This is a genomic window from Streptococcus peroris ATCC 700780 (assembly GCF_000187585.1).
GTDB classification, from domain to species: domain Bacteria; phylum Bacillota; class Bacilli; order Lactobacillales; family Streptococcaceae; genus Streptococcus; species Streptococcus peroris.
Window position 1 is genome coordinate 34,477 of sequence record NZ_GL732463.1, and the last position, 16,425, is coordinate 50,901.

The 16,425-nt window shown below is 40.1% G+C and carries 17 protein-coding genes; 10 read left to right on the top strand and 7 right to left on the bottom strand.

The genetic code is table 11. The annotated features are described in order from the left end of the window. Nucleotides 1-22 precede the first annotated feature (22 nt). The 4 genes from HMPREF9180_RS02035 to HMPREF9180_RS02050 all read right to left on the bottom strand — a co-directional run bounded on the left by HMPREF9180_RS02035 (nt 23) and on the right by HMPREF9180_RS02050 (nt 3,134). Entirely contained in the window at nt 23-931 is a 909-nt protein-coding gene (locus tag HMPREF9180_RS02035) for a DUF4097 family beta strand repeat-containing protein (protein WP_025168558.1), read from the bottom strand. Further along, a complete protein-coding gene (locus tag HMPREF9180_RS02040; protein ID WP_006144642.1) occupies nt 924-1,517 on the bottom strand; it encodes a DUF1700 domain-containing protein in 594 nt (197 codons plus the stop codon). The genes HMPREF9180_RS02035 and HMPREF9180_RS02040 overlap by 8 nt, the downstream gene beginning before the upstream one ends. Beyond that, nucleotides 1,504-1,830, bottom strand: a complete 327-nt coding sequence (locus tag HMPREF9180_RS02045) for a PadR family transcriptional regulator (RefSeq protein ID WP_006144643.1) — start codon at nt 1,828-1,830, stop codon at nt 1,504-1,506. The genes HMPREF9180_RS02040 and HMPREF9180_RS02045 overlap by 14 nt, the downstream gene beginning before the upstream one ends. 137 nt (nt 1,831-1,967) lie before the next feature. Further along, the gene (locus HMPREF9180_RS02050) at nt 1,968-3,134 is read right to left on the bottom strand and encodes a CynX/NimT family MFS transporter (protein ID WP_006144644.1); all 1,167 of its coding nucleotides are present in this window, start codon (nt 3,132-3,134) and stop codon (nt 1,968-1,970) included. A 212-nt stretch (nt 3,135-3,346) separates the two neighbouring features. On the opposite strand from HMPREF9180_RS02050, the gene HMPREF9180_RS02055 reads away from it, so the two are divergent. The 4 genes from HMPREF9180_RS02055 (at nt 3,347) to HMPREF9180_RS02070 (ending at nt 7,406) form a co-directional block, all read left to right on the top strand. Next, entirely contained in the window at nt 3,347-4,381 is a 1,035-nt protein-coding gene (locus HMPREF9180_RS02055) for a glycosyltransferase family 2 protein (protein ID WP_006144645.1), read from the top strand. A gap of 48 nt (nt 4,382-4,429) precedes the next feature. Further along, nucleotides 4,430-6,280: a polysaccharide biosynthesis protein gene (locus HMPREF9180_RS02060; protein WP_006144646.1), complete on the top strand. Its 1,851-nt coding sequence runs from the start codon at nt 4,430-4,432 to the stop codon at nt 6,278-6,280. 154 nt (nt 6,281-6,434) lie between these two features. Continuing rightward, on the top strand, nt 6,435-6,788 hold the full coding sequence (locus HMPREF9180_RS02065; protein ID WP_006144647.1) for a DUF805 domain-containing protein: 354 nt from the start codon (nt 6,435-6,437) through the stop codon (nt 6,786-6,788). A gap of 177 nt (nt 6,789-6,965) precedes the next feature. Beyond that, nucleotides 6,966-7,406, top strand: a complete 441-nt coding sequence (locus tag HMPREF9180_RS02070; RefSeq protein WP_006144648.1) for a DUF805 domain-containing protein — start codon at nt 6,966-6,968, stop codon at nt 7,404-7,406. 105 nt (nt 7,407-7,511) lie between these two features. Here the strand turns inward: HMPREF9180_RS02070 and HMPREF9180_RS02075 are convergent, their stop codons facing one another. Genes HMPREF9180_RS02075 through sdaAB form a run of 3 tightly spaced genes read right to left on the bottom strand, consistent with a single transcriptional unit; the run spans nt 7,512 to nt 9,720 of the window. Beyond that, complete coding sequence (locus tag HMPREF9180_RS02075) at nt 7,512-8,144, bottom strand: HAD-IA family hydrolase (protein WP_006144649.1); 633 nt, start codon at nt 8,142-8,144, stop codon at nt 7,512-7,514. A 23-nt stretch (nt 8,145-8,167) separates the two neighbouring features. Beyond that, on the bottom strand, nt 8,168-9,040 hold the full coding sequence (sdaAA, locus tag HMPREF9180_RS02080; RefSeq protein ID WP_006144650.1) for an L-serine ammonia-lyase, iron-sulfur-dependent, subunit alpha: 873 nt from the start codon (nt 9,038-9,040) through the stop codon (nt 8,168-8,170). 8 nt (nt 9,041-9,048) lie between these two features. Further along, nucleotides 9,049-9,720, bottom strand: a complete 672-nt coding sequence (sdaAB, locus tag HMPREF9180_RS02085; RefSeq protein WP_006144651.1) for an L-serine ammonia-lyase, iron-sulfur-dependent subunit beta — start codon at nt 9,718-9,720, stop codon at nt 9,049-9,051. A 242-nt stretch (nt 9,721-9,962) separates the two neighbouring features. Here sdaAB and apf point away from each other — a divergent pair, with 242 nt between their 5' ends. The 6 genes from apf to HMPREF9180_RS02110 all read left to right on the top strand — a co-directional run bounded on the left by apf (nt 9,963) and on the right by HMPREF9180_RS02110 (nt 16,408). Next, nucleotides 9,963-10,595, top strand: coding sequence for an aggregation-promoting factor (gene apf, locus HMPREF9180_RS02090; RefSeq protein ID WP_006144652.1), 633 nt, complete (start codon nt 9,963-9,965; stop codon nt 10,593-10,595). A 350-nt stretch (nt 10,596-10,945) separates the two neighbouring features. Further along, nucleotides 10,946-12,067, top strand: coding sequence for a tRNA 2-thiouridine(34) synthase MnmA (gene mnmA, locus HMPREF9180_RS02095; protein WP_025168559.1), 1,122 nt, complete (start codon nt 10,946-10,948; stop codon nt 12,065-12,067). A 139-nt stretch (nt 12,068-12,206) separates the two neighbouring features. Then, complete coding sequence (locus tag HMPREF9180_RS02100) at nt 12,207-12,662, top strand: NUDIX hydrolase (RefSeq protein WP_006144654.1); 456 nt, start codon at nt 12,207-12,209, stop codon at nt 12,660-12,662. 9 nt (nt 12,663-12,671) lie between these two features. Further along, nucleotides 12,672-14,588, top strand: coding sequence for a tRNA uridine-5-carboxymethylaminomethyl(34) synthesis enzyme MnmG (gene mnmG / locus HMPREF9180_RS02105; protein WP_006144655.1), 1,917 nt, complete (start codon nt 12,672-12,674; stop codon nt 14,586-14,588). A gap of 87 nt (nt 14,589-14,675) precedes the next feature. Next, on the top strand, nt 14,676-14,810 hold the full coding sequence (locus HMPREF9180_RS10475; protein ID WP_257364500.1) for a hypothetical protein: 135 nt from the start codon (nt 14,676-14,678) through the stop codon (nt 14,808-14,810). Nucleotides 14,811-14,854: 44 nt separating this feature from the next. After that, nucleotides 14,855-16,408: a hypothetical protein gene (locus HMPREF9180_RS02110; protein ID WP_006144657.1), complete on the top strand. Its 1,554-nt coding sequence runs from the start codon at nt 14,855-14,857 to the stop codon at nt 16,406-16,408. Nucleotides 16,409-16,425: the final 17 nt, after the last annotated feature.

A 16,425-nucleotide genomic window follows, 5' to 3' on the forward strand; every position in this document is an offset into this window, starting at 1 on the left:
TATAAGAAAGCAAGCGATCTTATTATGGGAAATAGATATTTTGATTAGATTTTGCGACGAGGAGATCTTGCGTATCTTTTTTTTCTGTTTTGTAAGGGTTCGCTAATGCTTCACCTTTACTACCTCCCCTAGGTATGTCACGTCTGTCTCGATGCCAACGATAGATATCACCATGTTCAGCAGAAAATTCAAGATTGATTCGATCAAGTTCCTTCTGAGATAACTCGAGTGAGATATCTTTTCTTGCCTCGAATTCCACACGACCATGCACTTGGATATCGTCTGCCTTGATATGTTCATGATCTGCTTGGATGCGGCTATCTGTTAGACTGGTTTCAAATACATTGACAATTCCAACTGTGGTTAGTTGGCTATTTTTAATCTCGCTATCAGTGATACGAAGGAGATATCCATTTGACAGAATCTTGGCATTGCTGAGTTTTGCATTAGCAATTGAAAGGATACGATGGTTTACCTGGGCAGTTAGATTTTTTAAGTCTTTTCCTCTTGGTAATGAGAGAACAACTTCATCATTGCGGCTAGAAATTCCGCTTGCGATAAAGAGAATACCCTCGATACTAGAACCTATAGAGCGACGTGTAGTTGACTTGGTGTCAGTTATTTCAAGACTTTTCTCTTTGATAGAGTGTTGAAGATTTTCTTTTTCAGAGATGGTTGGATGATACTGAAGGTGAATCTTATCATCGTTTGACTCCGTAATGACGAGCGAATGTTCTGTTAGTGAGATGTTTAGATTTTCAATATCTTGATCAAAAACGAGTTCTTCCATTCGACTTTCAAATACTGGATTTTGAGACATTGCAAGGAGGCTTCTGACACCATCTGTTTGGATCCCGATGATCATCATGGAAAAACCAATGATACTAGTAACAACACCAAAGATAAGAAATCCTTTTGTCCATTTACGCATGTCTTTCACCTCTCTTTCCTCTATTAAGAATCCATTGGATGAGTCGAAGGACTAGTAATCCAAAGAAACGTGCTACATAGGAAGTGGCTAGTAAGACTAGGGATGAAGCTCCAATAGCTAGCAAACCTCCACCAAAAACCAGCACAAAAGCAGATGTAGACTCGGTGAGAACGTAGAAACTTTCAAATAGGAGAATAGCTCCGAGCACAAGTCCACTGATAGATACAGCAAAGAAGGCTAAAAGTACGCTGACAGCTGCGATAAAAATCCCAATGATAGCCATAATAAGACCAATTGCCACAGGAATCCCAATAGGAGCCACAAGAAGTGCAAGGATTGCGATTTGTAAAACTTGACGGTTATTCTTGTTGGGACTCTCTTCATTGATTTTTTTATCAAGTAGTGTAGTCAGGATATCATGGGCAGCTTCTTTAGGGCTACCCAGACTAGCCATTAGCTCCTCCTCACTTTCTGGGCCAGCATCATCAAAGAGTTCTTTGAAGTAGTCCATGGCTTCGATGCGATCTGCTTGAGGAAGCTTCATAAGATAGGTTTCAAGCTGATTCAAATATTCAGTTCTTGTCATGGCGAATACTCCCTTCTATGATGCCGTTGATAGTGTCAGTGTAGAGTGTCCATTCCTCTCGAAGGACAAACAGTTGTTCCTCTCCAATTTCTGTCAAGGAGTAGTACTTCCGCATCCGACCTTGATATTCGCGAGAGTATGTAGTCAGATAGCGGTTGATTTCTAGTTTTTTCAGGATGGGGTAGAGGGTAGATTCCTTGATTTTGGCAATGAGTTTAATGGTTTGACTAATTTCATAACCATAGGAATCCCCTTGCTCTAGGATAGCCAAGATGAGAAATTCAATCAAGGCCGATGATGTTGGGAAATACATGGGGCACCTCCTTTTAATATATAAAAATTATATATATAATTATTCTACACATATATCATACAACTAAATGATAGCGCTGTCAAGACATATGTATAAAAATTTTACATATAAAAAATCTCCTAGTAAAAACTAGAAGATTAGAGGATTTTATCAGCTCTATCCACCATAAAGAGGGCGATTGTCATAATGATATCAATAATTAGAAGAGCCAGTACAGCTGGGATCCAAGAATGGAAAAAGTCAAAACTGTAACCAAAGAGAGTTGGTCCAAAGGCTGCTAGAATGTAGCCACCAGTCTGGGCAAGGCCAGATAATTGGGCCGTCTTTTCAGGAGAACTGGTTTTGATGGAGAAGCAAACCATGAGATAAGGGAAAAGTGCGCTACAGGCAGTACCAATCAAGAGCTGCGCTACTAACCAGTACAAGAAACTATTGCTTGAGTATAGAAGCATAGCAATTCCAAGCATACCAGCAAGGGAGATGACTGTTAACATGATTTGACGGTGACGATTAGACAAACGAGTCGTTAAACTTGGAATAGTCATGGAGAAGGGGATACTAATCAATGAAAAGATAGAAGCCAGAAGGCCAGCGTTCGTATGAGACAGGCCTGCACTGATGGCCATTGTTGGTAACCAGGTCATGCTGGTATAGAAGAGTAAGGATTGAAGCCCACCGAAAATAATGATTGCCCAAACTTGCTTGCTTTTTAGGATATTCTCTTTTTTTTGCTTTTTCTTTTGCCCTTCTAGAAAATGATTGTGGCTCTGGTTAGGGAGCCAGACAAATAAAGTTAGTAGGCAGACCAAGGATAAGCAGAGAATCAAGCCTTTCCAAGATGTTGCCTGAGTAATGGGTACAGAGAGGTAGGAAGCTAGTGCAGTCGCGATTCCCATGGTTGTCACATAAACCGTTGTCAGGAAGCTAATTTTTTGCGGGTAGTTAGCCTGAATCATGCTAGGAAGAAGTACGTTAAAAATAGCAACACTTGCTCCGATGAGTAAGGTTCCTAGATAAAGTAATGGAAGATTAAAGATACGGATTACTGAACCTACAGTCAAGATGAGAAGACTATAGGTGAAAAGGTGTTCTAGCCCAATCTTTTGAGCAAAACGAGTTGCAACAGAGGAGAAAAGGGCGAACATCAATAGAGGAAGGCTGGTCAAGACTCCAAGCGAGCTGACCTCAACTCCTAAACCTTGAGCAATATCTCCCAAAACAGTTGGTAAAGCTGTAAAAGGAGCTCTTAAGACCGCTCCGATTAAGACAATTCCTAAAACAAAAAAGAGAGAACGTTTTTTCATGTGAACCTTTCCAAGCTAACTTTGATAATAGCTTATTTTAAGTTTTTTTCCTATAGATGTCAAGATGGCGTGACAAGATTCGCTTCTTAGTTGGAAAATCATTGAAAAAAGTTTGCGAGATTTACTAGTTTTTTTTCTGGTATTCAAATAAAAATAGGAAAGTCAGGAAATTTGTGATAAAATAGTGACAGAAAATAATTAGGAGACTGTAAGTGATTCAACAAATCGATAATTTAATTGTCTCTATTGTGATTAGTGCTTATAATGAAGAGAAGTACTTACCGGACTTAATTGAAGATTTAAAAAGACAGACATACAATAAAGAAAATATTGAAATTTTATTTATCAATGCAATGTCTACGGATAAGACAACCGATATTATTCAGAAATTTATTTCTGAGAACTCTGAATTTAGGTCAATTAGATTGTATGATAACCCTAAAAAGAATCAAGCAAGTGGTTTTAATTTAGGAATTAAGAACTCTAACGGAGACCTTATTTTAAAGATTGATGCCCATTCCAAAGTCACAGAAGATTTTGTGAAAAATAATGTTGAGCTCATCAATCAGGGTGAATATGTCTGTGGGGGGCCTAGACCAACGCTTGTTGAAGGTGAGGGGAAATGGTCAGAAGCTTTACATATAGTTGAAGAAAATATGTTTGGAAGCAGTATCGCAGATTATCGCAATAGTTCTCAAGACAGATATGTTTCTTCTATTTTTCATGGTATGTACCGTCGAGAAGTTTTTGAACAAGTTGGCTTGGTCGATGAACAACTTGGAAGAACAGAAGACAATGAACTTCATTACCGTATCAGAAATTACGGATATAAAATAAGATTTAGTCCTAATGTTTTATCTTATCAATATATTCGACCAACATTTAAAAAGATGCTCCAACAAAAGTATTCAAATGGTCTATGGATTGGCTTGACAACTCATGTAAAGCCAAGATGCCTATCAATCTTTCATTATGTTCCCTTTGCTTTTGTGCTAAGCATTTTGGTAAGTGCTATGTTACTACCTTTTTCACCATTGTTTGTAGTGCTTCTGTTTGCAGTATATAGTTTACTTGTAACATCTTTGACGATACTTGCCTTATTGAAACATAAAAACGAAGTATTATTGTTAATGCCTGCTATGTTATTTTCAATCCATTTTGCCTACGGGATAGGAACATTGGTTGGGCTAATTAAAGGTTTCAAATGGAAAAAAAGTTACAGCTACGACATTCAATATTTAAGTTGAGAATGCTCACATGCAAAAAATTTCTCTGTGTAGGAGGATACCATTCACATGAATAAAAAAATGACAGATTATGTAATTGATCTGGTTGAAGTATTAAATAAACAACAAAAACAAATTTTTTGGGGATTTTTTGATATAGCCAGCATGGTTTCCTCAATTATTGTTTCCTATATTCTATTTTATGGGTTGATTAATCCAACCCCAGCAGATTATGTTATTTACACAGGTCTGACATTTCTTTTCTACCAGATTATGATTGGATTCTGGGGGCTTAATGCTAGTATTAGTCGATACAGCAAGATTACAGATTTCATGAAGATTTTCTTCGGAGTGACCATCAGTAGTATTTTATCTTATATTATTTGCTATGCTTTCTTACCACTCTTTTCTGTTCGCTTTATCGTACTCTTTATCCTATTAACAACCTTCTTGATTCTATTTCCTCGTATCACTTGGCAGTTGATTTACTCAAGACGTAAAAAGGGAAATGGAGAAGGAGAACACCGACGTACCTTCTTGATTGGTGCTGGTGATGGTGGTGCGCTCTTCATGAACAGCTACCAACATCCTACTAGTGACCTTGAATTGGTTGGGATTCTAGATAATGATGAAAAGAAAAAGGGACAAAAACTTGGGAAAATCCCAGTTTTAGGTTCTTATAATGATCTACCAGAATTGGCCAAGCGTTATAGAGTTGAAAAAGTTGTCGTTGCGATTCCGTCTTTAGATCCATCTGAATATGAACGAATCCTACAAATGTGTAATCATACCGGCTTGAAATGCTATAAGATGCCGATGATTGAGTCAGTTGTGCAAGGCATCCAGCCTCAAGCAGGTGGTTTCCAGAAAATTGATATTACGGACCTTTTAGGACGTAAAGAGATTCGACTTGATGAATCGCATCTGGGTTCTGAAATCACTGGTAAGACAATACTCGTGACTGGTGCTGGAGGTTCAATTGGATCTGAAATTTGTCGCCAAGTCAGTCGCTTTAATCCTGAACGTGTCATTTTGCTCGGTCATGGAGAAAACTCCATTTATCTGATTTACCATGAATTGATTCGTAAATTCCAGGAGATTGATTTTGTGCCTGTCATCGCCGATATTCAAGATTACGATCGTTTGCTTCAAGTTTTCGAACAATACGAACCAGCTATTGTGTATCATGCTGCAGCCCATAAACATGTTCCAATGATGGAACGCAATCCCAAAGAAGCCTTTAAGAATAATATCCTTGGAACTTATAATGTCGCTAGAGCGGTTGATGCTGCAAGAGTACCAAAAATGGTCATGATTTCGACAGATAAGGCCGTTAATCCACCAAATGTGATGGGAGCAACTAAACGTGTGGCTGAGTTGATTGTTACAGGCTTTAACCAACGTAGCCAATCAACCTACTGTGCGGTGCGTTTTGGTAATGTTCTCGGTAGTCGAGGTAGTGTGATTCCTGTCTTTGAACGTCAGATTGCTGAAGGTGGTCCTGTAACGGTAACAGATTTCCGAATGACTCGTTACTTTATGACCATTCCAGAAGCTAGTCGTTTGGTGATTCATGCGGGAGCTTATGCCAAGGATGGTGAAGTCTTTATCCTTGATATGGGTAAACCTGTACGCATTTACGATTTGGCTAAGAAAATGGTTCTACTCAGTGGTCATACTGAAAATGAAATTCCAATCGTAGAAGTAGGTATTCGCCCAGGTGAAAAACTATACGAAGAGTTGCTTGTATCAACTGAATTAGTTGATAATCAAGTAATGGACAAAATCTTTGTTGGTAAAGTAAATGTGATGCCTCTAGAGATGATCAGCCAGAAAATTGAAGAGTTTCGTACCTTGCAGGGTTCTGAATTGAAGAGAGCAATCATAGCTTTTGCTAATGAAACAACACATGTTGACTAAAATAGATAAGATATTATCCGCGACTTCTTTTAGGGAAGGAGCAGATAGTATCTTTTTTTAAAACTTAGAGTGAGCTTCCGTGAATCAGGCGCTTCCTTGTCAGGTATCGATACTTATGATAAAATATAACAATAAAAGAAAATAGGAGTATTTTATGATTAACGCAATTAAAAATTTCTTTAAAGGTTATGTAGATTTCTCTGGACGTTCAACACGCCCAGATTACTGGTGGATTTGGTTGGCAAACATCATTCTTTCTATTCCTTTCTACATGGCATACGCTAGTGTAATAGCAAATCCACATAGCGAAGCTGCTATTATGACTTTTGGCTTAACCGGATTTGTTTATCTCATTTTTGGTTTGGCACTTTTCTTGCCTGGACTTGCATTGACAGTTCGTCGCCTGCGTGACGCTGGTTTCCATTGGGCCCTTATTTTCGTTGGTTTTGTTCCGTTTGTTGGAAGTATCGCTCTTTTGGTGCTTCTAGCTATGCCAACAAAGGACTAACGATAAGTTTAACTTTCTGAAGAAAGATACAGGAACGAAGAAAATTCAATCTTGAATCGGGTTTCTTGAGTCTTGTTGGATAATTTACTAACACTCCCAAGTCTCTTACTAGATTTGGGAGTGTTCTATAACTGAATAGTTAGTTATATTGGTGAAAATAAAAATTGGGAGAATCTCATGATTAACGCATATAAGAATTTTTTTAAGAATTATGCAGAGTTCACAGGACGTTCAACGCGGCCAGATTACTGGTGGGTTTGGCTAGGAAACTTCGTAATTTCTATTCCTTTATTGATAATATTATATCTTAGTGCCGTGCTGTATTCAGCGAGCCATTCAGCAAGCGAAGCTACTTTCATGTTTACCATTATTTATGCAGTTTTCTACCTACCAATTTTAGTGCCAACTCTAGCTTTGTCAGTTCGTCGTTTGCGTGATGCTGGATTCCACTGGGCCTTTATCTTCCTTCGCTTCGCCCCAATGGGAAGGATTGTCCTTTTGATTTTACATGCTATGCCGACAAAAGAAACTGAAGTGGTAAACTATAGTGAACCTCAAGCAGTCAATGTTGAAGAAGTCATCGAGGTGACACCGTTCGAAGAATCAGATAAGGACTAAGGGATTCTAATTTTACACGTGAATCTGGTTTGGACTTCTTGTATTTTATGATCAACAAGCTAAAAAAGCACTCCAATTTAATTGGAGTGCTTTTGTTTAAGTCTTTTATTGTAGTTGACGTAAAATGTCTGTTGGCTGATGAGCAACCCAGTCAGGTTGATAGGTCATGAGATCTTCCACATCACCGAATCCCCAAGTAACCGCTAGTTTTTTAATACCAGTTTCTTGGGCGCCAATCATATCATATTTTGTATCTCCGACGATAACCACATTTTCTGGGGCTAGATTATGAGCTGTCAAAGCTTGACGGATAACATCTGCCTTGTGCAGGGCTTGAGGACTTGAACCATGGATTCCATCAAAGAAGTGGTCAATTCCAAAATTGCTAGTCATATGGACTGCGGTTGGTGTGTTTTTAGTTGTCGTGATATAGACTGGATATTGTTGAGCTAGTTCAGTGAGCAGATCTTTGATTTGTGGAAAGAGCTGGGCTTCGTACATACCCTTTTCCTTATAGTAGGAGCGATAAAGCTGTATAGCCAGTTCGATTTGATTCGCTGGGAGACAACTAGAAAAACTGGTTTCCAAGGGAGGTCCCATAAAACTACGAATGGTTTTTGCATCGGGGCTAGGGACTCCAAGTTGTTCAAAAGTATAGGTGAAACCATTGTGAATACCGATTGAGCTATCCACAAGAGTCCCATCTAAATCAAAAAAGATAGCTGATAGAGATGACATTGGTTCTCCTGATAATGATGAAATTATTCGCCAAAGATTTCTCTTTGAAGGCGACGACCTGTTGGTGTAGCAGCGAGACCCCCCTCGGCAGTTTCACGAAAGGCAGTTGGAAGGCTAGATCCTACTTGGTACATGGCATCAATGACTTCATCAACCGGGATTTTTGATTCGATACCAGCTAAGGCCATATCAGCTGCGATGAAAGCGAAACTTGCCCCCATGGCATTACGTTTAACACAAGGAACTTCAACCAAACCTGCAACGGGGTCACAGATAAGACCGAGCATATTTTTGATAACGAAGGCGATGGCCTGGCTCGCTTGGTAGGGAGTTCCACCTGCAGCTAAAGTTAGGGCAGCAGCGCTCATGGCAGAGGCAGATCCAACTTCGGCTTGGCAGCCTCCTTCAGCTCCAGAGATAGAAGCGTTATTAGCAATGACGAGACCAAAAGCCCCAGCAGCAAAGAGAAAATCTAGTTGTTGTTCATGAGTTAGATTGAGCTTTTGGATAGCTGCTGTGAGAACCGCAGGGAGGCAACCGGCACTACCTGCAGTAGGTGTTGCACAGACCAGTCCCATCTTGGCATTGTGCTCGTTAACGGCGATGGCGTTACGGGCTGCAGACAAGACAGTGAAGTCTGATAGCGTCTTTCCCTTTTTGATGTAGTGGTCGAGCTTGGCTGCGTCACCACCTGTCAAACCGCTACGAGATTTCTTTTCACTAAGCCCGAGCTTAACAGAGGATTTCATGACTTCAAGATTGCGCTCCATGAGGAGGAGAACTTCTTCACGTTCACGACCAGTTAGCTCAAACTCAGTCCTAATCATGAGCTCAGCCACATTTCCTTGAAAGTCTAGATCGGCTTGTTGGACTAATTCTTTGATAGAGTAAAACATATTTTCTCCTATTTAAAGAAATTGACATTGTGTAGATGAGGAATTTTACGAATTTCTTCGATAGATTCTTCACAGTTACGACTATCAACTTCGATAATCATGATGGCTTTCTCACCAGCTTTTTCACGAGTTACATTCATTTGGGCGATGTTAATGTCAAAGCGAGATAAGGCCTCTGTCACATGAGCAATCATACCAGGTACATCCTGATGAACGATGATAATGGTAGGAGTATTCATGTTGAGAGATACGGCAAAGCCATTTAATTCTGTCACTTGAATATTACCACCGCCGATTGAAATTCCAGTAACACTGATAGTCTTTTTCTCATTCTTCATAGTTATTTTAGTGGTGTTTGGATGGGGAACATTACTGTCCTTTTGGATAGTCCAAACGATTTTAATACCACGTTTGTGGGCGATTTCTAAACTATTTGGAATTTCAGGATCATCAGTATCCATTCCTAAAATACCAGCTACGAGAGCAAGGTCGGTTCCGTGCCCTCGATAGGTTTTTGCAAAAGAATTAAAAAGCTGAAATTCAACTTCGGTTGGAGTGTCATCAAAAATGGAAGAGACGATTTTACCGATACGAACAGCTCCTGCCGTGTGACTACTAGATGGCCCAATCATTACAGGGCCAATGATATCAAAGACAGATTGAAAACGAAGTGATTGCATCTGTTTCCCCTTAAAAAGATTCTTACTTCTATTATAGCAAAGATTACTTTCCTTGGCTTGAATCTGTCATAAAATATCTTTTTCCTACTTTAAATAGTGTAAATCAGGGGCTTTTGTGACAAAAAATGGCTTTTAAGGGCAAATAAAACACAGTTCTGTAACATTTCTACATAAATTCGTTAACAAATAGTAACATTAGAAAGGTATCATGGTAATATAAGAGAAAAGGAGAACTTTTTTAAATGAAATTAAACATTAAAACTAAATTTGCAGGATTTGCAGTAGTACTTGCTTTCCTTGCACCATCATTAGCTTTTGCACAAGAAACAAAAACTTACACAGTTAAAGCTGGGGATACTCTTTCAGAGATTGCTGAAACTCACAATACAACAGTTGAAAAATTGGCTAAATTAAACAATATTAAAAATGTTCACCTCATCTATGTTGACCAAGTATTGGTTATCGATGGTGAAGCACCTGCTACAACTGAAGCTTCAACTTCAGTAACTCCAGCTCCAGCTGAGACAGCGGCAACAACTGAAACTGCAGTTGCAGCACCAGCAGTCGTAGAAGAGACTTCTGCACCAGTAGAAGAGACTTCTGCACCAGTAGTGGAGCAGAGCGCTCCAGCACCTGCTGCAACAGTAAGTGGATCTGAAGCAGAAGCTAAAGAATGGATTGCTCAAAAAGAATCAGGCGGTAGCTATACAGCAACAAACGGACAATACATTGGACGTTACCAATTAACAGATTCATACTTGAACGGTGATTATTCAGCTGCAAACCAAGAGCGTGTCGCAGACGCTTACGTTGCAGGACGTTATGGATCATGGTCTGCAGCCAAGGATTTCTGGCTTGCAAATGGTTGGTACTAAGAACTAACGAATAAAATAAGATGCAAAAGTCGAGGAATTTCCTCGACTTTTTTTGCGCCATCTAAAAGAAGTCTTCTACTTTCTTGTCTTCTCCCACCAAGCATGTTATAATGAATACTGCTCAAGCGACCTTCAATCGTGAAGCACACACGACCTTCAATCGTGAACTAGTCATTTCGTTTATCTTTTATTACTTTGTTAACTCGTCTTACCTAACTCGAGTTATGCCTGCGACTCGTTGCCTAGTCCTAAAAGCAAACGAAAAGACTATACTCAAAGAAATTCTATTGAAAGTCATAATAAATAGAATTTTGAAGGGTATGAATAAACGAATAGATGGGAGACTTACCATGAGTGATAACTCTAAAACACGTGTTGTCGTGGGGATGAGTGGTGGTGTCGATTCGTCAGTGACAGCTCTCTTACTTAAGGAGCAGGGCTATGATGTGATTGGAATCTTCATGAAAAACTGGGATGACACAGATGAAAACGGCGTCTGTACGGCGACCGAAGATTACAAGGATGTGGCTGCAGTGGCAGATCAGATTGGTATTCCTTACTACTCTGTCAATTTTGAAAAAGAGTACTGGGACCGCGTTTTTGAGTATTTCCTAGCGGAATACCGTGCAGGACGCACGCCAAATCCAGATGTTATGTGTAATAAGGAAATCAAGTTCAAGGCCTTTTTGGACTATGCTATGACCTTGGGAGCCGATTATGTAGCGACTGGGCACTATGCTAGAGTGGCGCGTGATGAGGATGGCATCGTTCACATGCTTCGTGGTGTGGACAATGGCAAGGACCAGACCTATTTCCTCAGCCAACTTTCACAAGAACAACTCCAAAAAACCATGTTCCCTTTGGGACATTTGGAAAAACCTGAAGTACGTAAAATAGCTGAAGAAGCAGGACTTGCGACTGCTAAGAAGAAAGATTCGACAGGAATTTGTTTTATCGGAGAAAAGAACTTTAAAGAATTTCTCGGTAACTACCTACCAGCCCAACCTGGTCGCATGATGACTGTGGATGGTCGCGATATGGGCGAACATGCAGGTCTTATGTATTATACAATTGGTCAGCGTGGAGGACTTGGTATTGGGGGTCAACACGGTGGTGACAATGCCCCTTGGTTCGTTGTTGGGAAAGACCTGAGCAAAAATATCCTGTATGTAGGTCAAGGTTTCTACCATGAAGCGCTCATGTCAACTAGCTTAGAAGCCAGTCAGGTTCACTTTACTCGTGACATGCCAGAGGAATTTACTTTAGAATGCATAGCTAAATTTCGCTACCGCCAGCCTGACTCCAAGGTGACTGTTCATGTCAAAGGAGATAAGGCGGAAGTTATTTTTGCGGAACCGCAACGCGCTATCACGCCAGGGCAGGCAGTTGTCTTTTACGATGGTGAAGAGTGTCTCGGTGGTGGTTTGATTGATAATGCCTACCGTGATGGTAAAGTTTGTCAGTACATTTAGATTGACAAATTTTCTCAATCTGCTACAATAATAAAAGCAATAGAAATGATGGTCAAAGCTCATGGATGTTGCAGGCTTTTTTGTCCTGCACTTCTCAGAGTTTTGACTGTTTTTGTGTCGTTTAAAGGAAAGGATAAAAATGATTCAACAAGATTTTCGGACAAAAGTGGGAAATACTGTTTTCGGTGTGAGAGCGACCGCTTTGATTGTAAAAGACAATCGCTTGTTAGTCGTAGAAGATGGGGATGGTTTTTATACAATTGGTGGTGCCATTCAAGTGGATGAAGCTACTGAAGATGCTGTGGCTCGAGAAGTAAAAGAAGAACTTGGTGTCGCATCTAAAGCTGTTCAGTTAGCTTTCATTGTAGAAAATCGCTTTGAACAAGCAGGTGTCCACTATCATAATATTGAGTTTCATTATTTGGTTGATTTGTTAGAAAGAGCTCCATTGACGATGCAGGAAGATGCAAAGCGATTACCTTGCCGTTGGATTGCTTTAGATGATTTGCAGACTGTTGACCTGAAACCAGACTTTTTAAAAACAGCCTTACCAGAATGGGACGGCCAATTACAACACATTCATCTTGAAGAATAGGAGAGAAAAATGGCTTATCATTTTATTGAAGAATACGATATCATTGTCATTGGTGCTGGGCATGCGGGAGTTGAGGCTTCACTTGCTGCTAGTCGTATGGGCTGTAAGGTATTACTTGCGACCATTAATATCGAGATGTTGGCCTTTATGCCTTGTAATCCATCAATTGGTGGTTCTGCTAAGGGGATTGTTGTCCGTGAAGTAGACGCACTTGGTGGCGAAATGGCTAAGAACATAGACAAGACCTATATCCAAATGAAAATGCTCAACACTGGTAAAGGTCCTGCGGTACGTGCCCTTCGTGCGCAAGCTGACAAGGAACTCTACTCTAAAGAAATGCGCAAAACAGTTGAAAATCAAGAAAATCTGACTTTCCGTCAAACTATGATTGACGAGATTTTGGTAGAAGATGGCAAGGTTTTCGGTGTTCGGACAGCGACTCATCAAGAATACGGTGCAAAGGCCGTTATCGTAACCACGGGGACTGCCCTTCGTGGAGAAATTATCATCGGGGATCTCAAGTATTCGTCAGGTCCGAATCACAGTCTAGCATCTGTTAATTTAGCAGATAATCTCAAAGAGTTAGGCCTAGAAATTGGGCGTTTCAAGACAGGGACACCCCCTCGTGTCAAAGCTTCTTCTATCAACTATGACGAAACAGAGATTCAGCCAGGAGATGAAACACCAAACCACTTCTCCTACACATCACGTGATGAAGACTATCTAAAAGATCAAGTGCCGTGTTGGTTGACCTATACGAATGGTCATAGCCATGAAATTATTCAAAATAATCTTTACCGTGCGCCGATGTTTACAGGGGTTGTAAAGGGAGTAGGTCCTCGCTATTGCCCATCTATTGAAGACAAGATTGTGCGTTTTGCGGACAAAGAACGTCACCAACTCTTCCTTGAGCCTGAAGGCCGAGATACTGAAGAGGTTTACGTGCAAGGCTTGTCAACGAGTCTTCCTGAAGATGTACAACGTGATTTAGTCCATTCTATCAAAGGCTTGGAAAATGCTGAGATGATGCGTACCGGTTATGCAATCGAGTATGATATGGTCTTGCCTCATCAATTGCGAGCGACACTTGAAACCAAGAAAATCTCAGGACTTTTCACAGCTGGTCAGACCAACGGAACGTCTGGTTACGAAGAAGCAGCAGGCCAAGGGATTATCGCTGGAATTAATGCGGCTTTGAAAATCCAAGGGAAACCTGAGTTGATTTTGAAGCGAAGTGATGGTTACATTGGGGTCATGATTGATGACTTGGTAACCAAGGGAACTGTTGAACCTTACCGTCTCTTGACTAGTCGTGCTGAATACCGTCTTATTCTCCGTCATGACAATGCGGACATGCGCTTGACAGAGATGGGACGTGAGATTGGCCTTGTTGACGATGAACGCTGGACGCGCTTTGAAATCAAGAAAAATCAATTTGAAAATGAAATGAAGCGCTTGGAAAGCATTAAGTTAAAACCTGTAAAGGAAACGAATGAGAAAGTTGCTGCAATGGGCTTCAAACCATTGACAGATGCGGTGACTGCCAAGGAGTTTCTTCGTCGTCCAGAAGTTTCTTACCAAGATGTGGTGGCCTTCATCGGACCTGCTGCTGAGGATTTGGATGACAAGATTATCGAATTGATTGAGACAGAAATCAAGTACGAAGGTTATATTTCAAAAGCCATGGATCAAGTTGCCAAGATGAAACGGATGGAAGAAAAACGCATTCCAGCCAACATCGATTGGGATGATATTGACTCGATTGCAACAGAAGCTCGCCAGAAGTTCAAGCTCATCAATCCAGAAACGATTGGTCAAGCTAGTCGGATTTCAGGGGTAAATCCAGCAGATATTTCCATTCTTATGGTGTATCTGGAAGGTAAAAATCGAAGTATTTCTAAGAATCAAGAAAAAAATGCTGACTAATTGCATCTCACTGAATTCTCTTTTAGGGAATTCAGTTTTTTAGATTTTTCCTCTTTTTTTCGAATGAAGAGAAAAGGAGGGATGACGATGTTAACTGTAGAAGAAAAAGCCTTTTTAGACCATTATAAGAAGTCTCCTTATCATCGTTTTTATGAGGTTGAACGTTTTGTTTCTTTGTCTGAAAAATTGCGTAAGCGTTCGCCACAGGCTGACAAGAACTAGACTTTTTGATATACTAGAACAAATTAAACGACAGGAGAGAATGAATGAACGTATATGGTAGATTAGAAGACGAATCGAATCCATATTTGGCGGAAAGTCAGGAGATTCTAGTGGAAAACGAGGAGCAACTAGAAATTGAAACTCGTCAACCCGCCCACTTACCGTTTTTAAAAATCCTAATTTTGAGTACGTTAGTAGTGCTTGTATCCGTGGTTCTACCCTTTTTGTTAGGCTTACTAAGCCCAGAACAGGCTCAGGATTCTTATATTGGCTGGGCTATGCATCAGAGCGGAGATATCTACGCAGATTATTTTGGAACTAGTGGTCTCCTCTATTACTTTCTACAGTATCTAACCAAGGGTAGTATTTTATTTGCAGCCTTTAATTGGTTAGCTCTAATGGGTGCAGGATTCTTTCTTTTTCGTTCGGCTTACAATCTGACGGAACAAAATCAGCAATCGCAACAAGTGTTGACGGTCTTTTATGTCCTGGCTAGTGCTCTTAGCTTTGGTGGTGGCTATGCAACTATTCTTGCCCTCCCATTCTTGTTCTATGCCCTCAGTTTAGTGACTGCCTATTTGGCAGAACCAGATCATGATAAAGGTTTCATCCTCATTGGAATTGTCTTGGCTATAGCATTTTTCTTTGCACCTTTAGTTACAATCTTGTTTGCATTTGTTTTATTTTTTGCTGTAACATCTTTTAATGTTGGCCGTAACAACTTAACTCATGGTCTTTATCAATTCTTTGCAGCGGGCCTTGGTTTTTCAATTTTCTTTTATCCGATTGGTTACTATACGGTTTATAAGGGAAGTTTCGGAAATGCGATTAGTCAAATCCTCTACCCAATAGATAGTTTGAATTTTGTATCTAACCCAAGTTTATTAGATAACCTTCTCTTCTATGGATTGTTGGCAATTGCTCTTGGAGCCTTGACGCTGGCATTTATAGGCCTTTTCCAATCGAAACCATTAAAGCAGTCAGTTTTATCAGTGTTTGCTGCAATAGCGGTCGTTTTAGCGTTAGGTCTAGAAATTTTTTCTACAGATCTCATCCATGGTAGCCGTATGGTTGAATTACTACCTTTCTTGTCGCTTCTTCTAATAACGCGAATTCGTACAGAGAAACCAGAAGGAGCCAATCGTCGTAGAAGACGCAGAGAAGAAACATCAGTATGGGGAACTTTTGTAAAAGGAAATGCCTATTTACCAATTTTGGCCCTAGTTTACCTATTTTTAGCTCCTATAGTCTCACGCTATGTGCTTCATGCAGAGCAATATCAAGAACGTACAAGCATTGAAGCTAAGATTAAAGGCGAAACACAGGCTACAGATCGTATCTATGTCTGGGACAATCTTACAGGCAGTTATAAGGCTAGTGAACGCTTAGCGGCTAGTCAGTTGCTTTCACCTAGATTGCATACAGGACTTGATGCAAATCGGACCAAACTTGTAAATGATCTGCGAGATAATCAACCAAAGATGATTGTCGTAAATACAAAAACACCCCTATGGACAGAAGTTGAACAGCTTTTAGCAGAAAATTACCAAGCTGTTCAAGGTGAATTTAAAGATTTCAAACTCTACAAACTAAAATAAAAACTATCAATATCTTG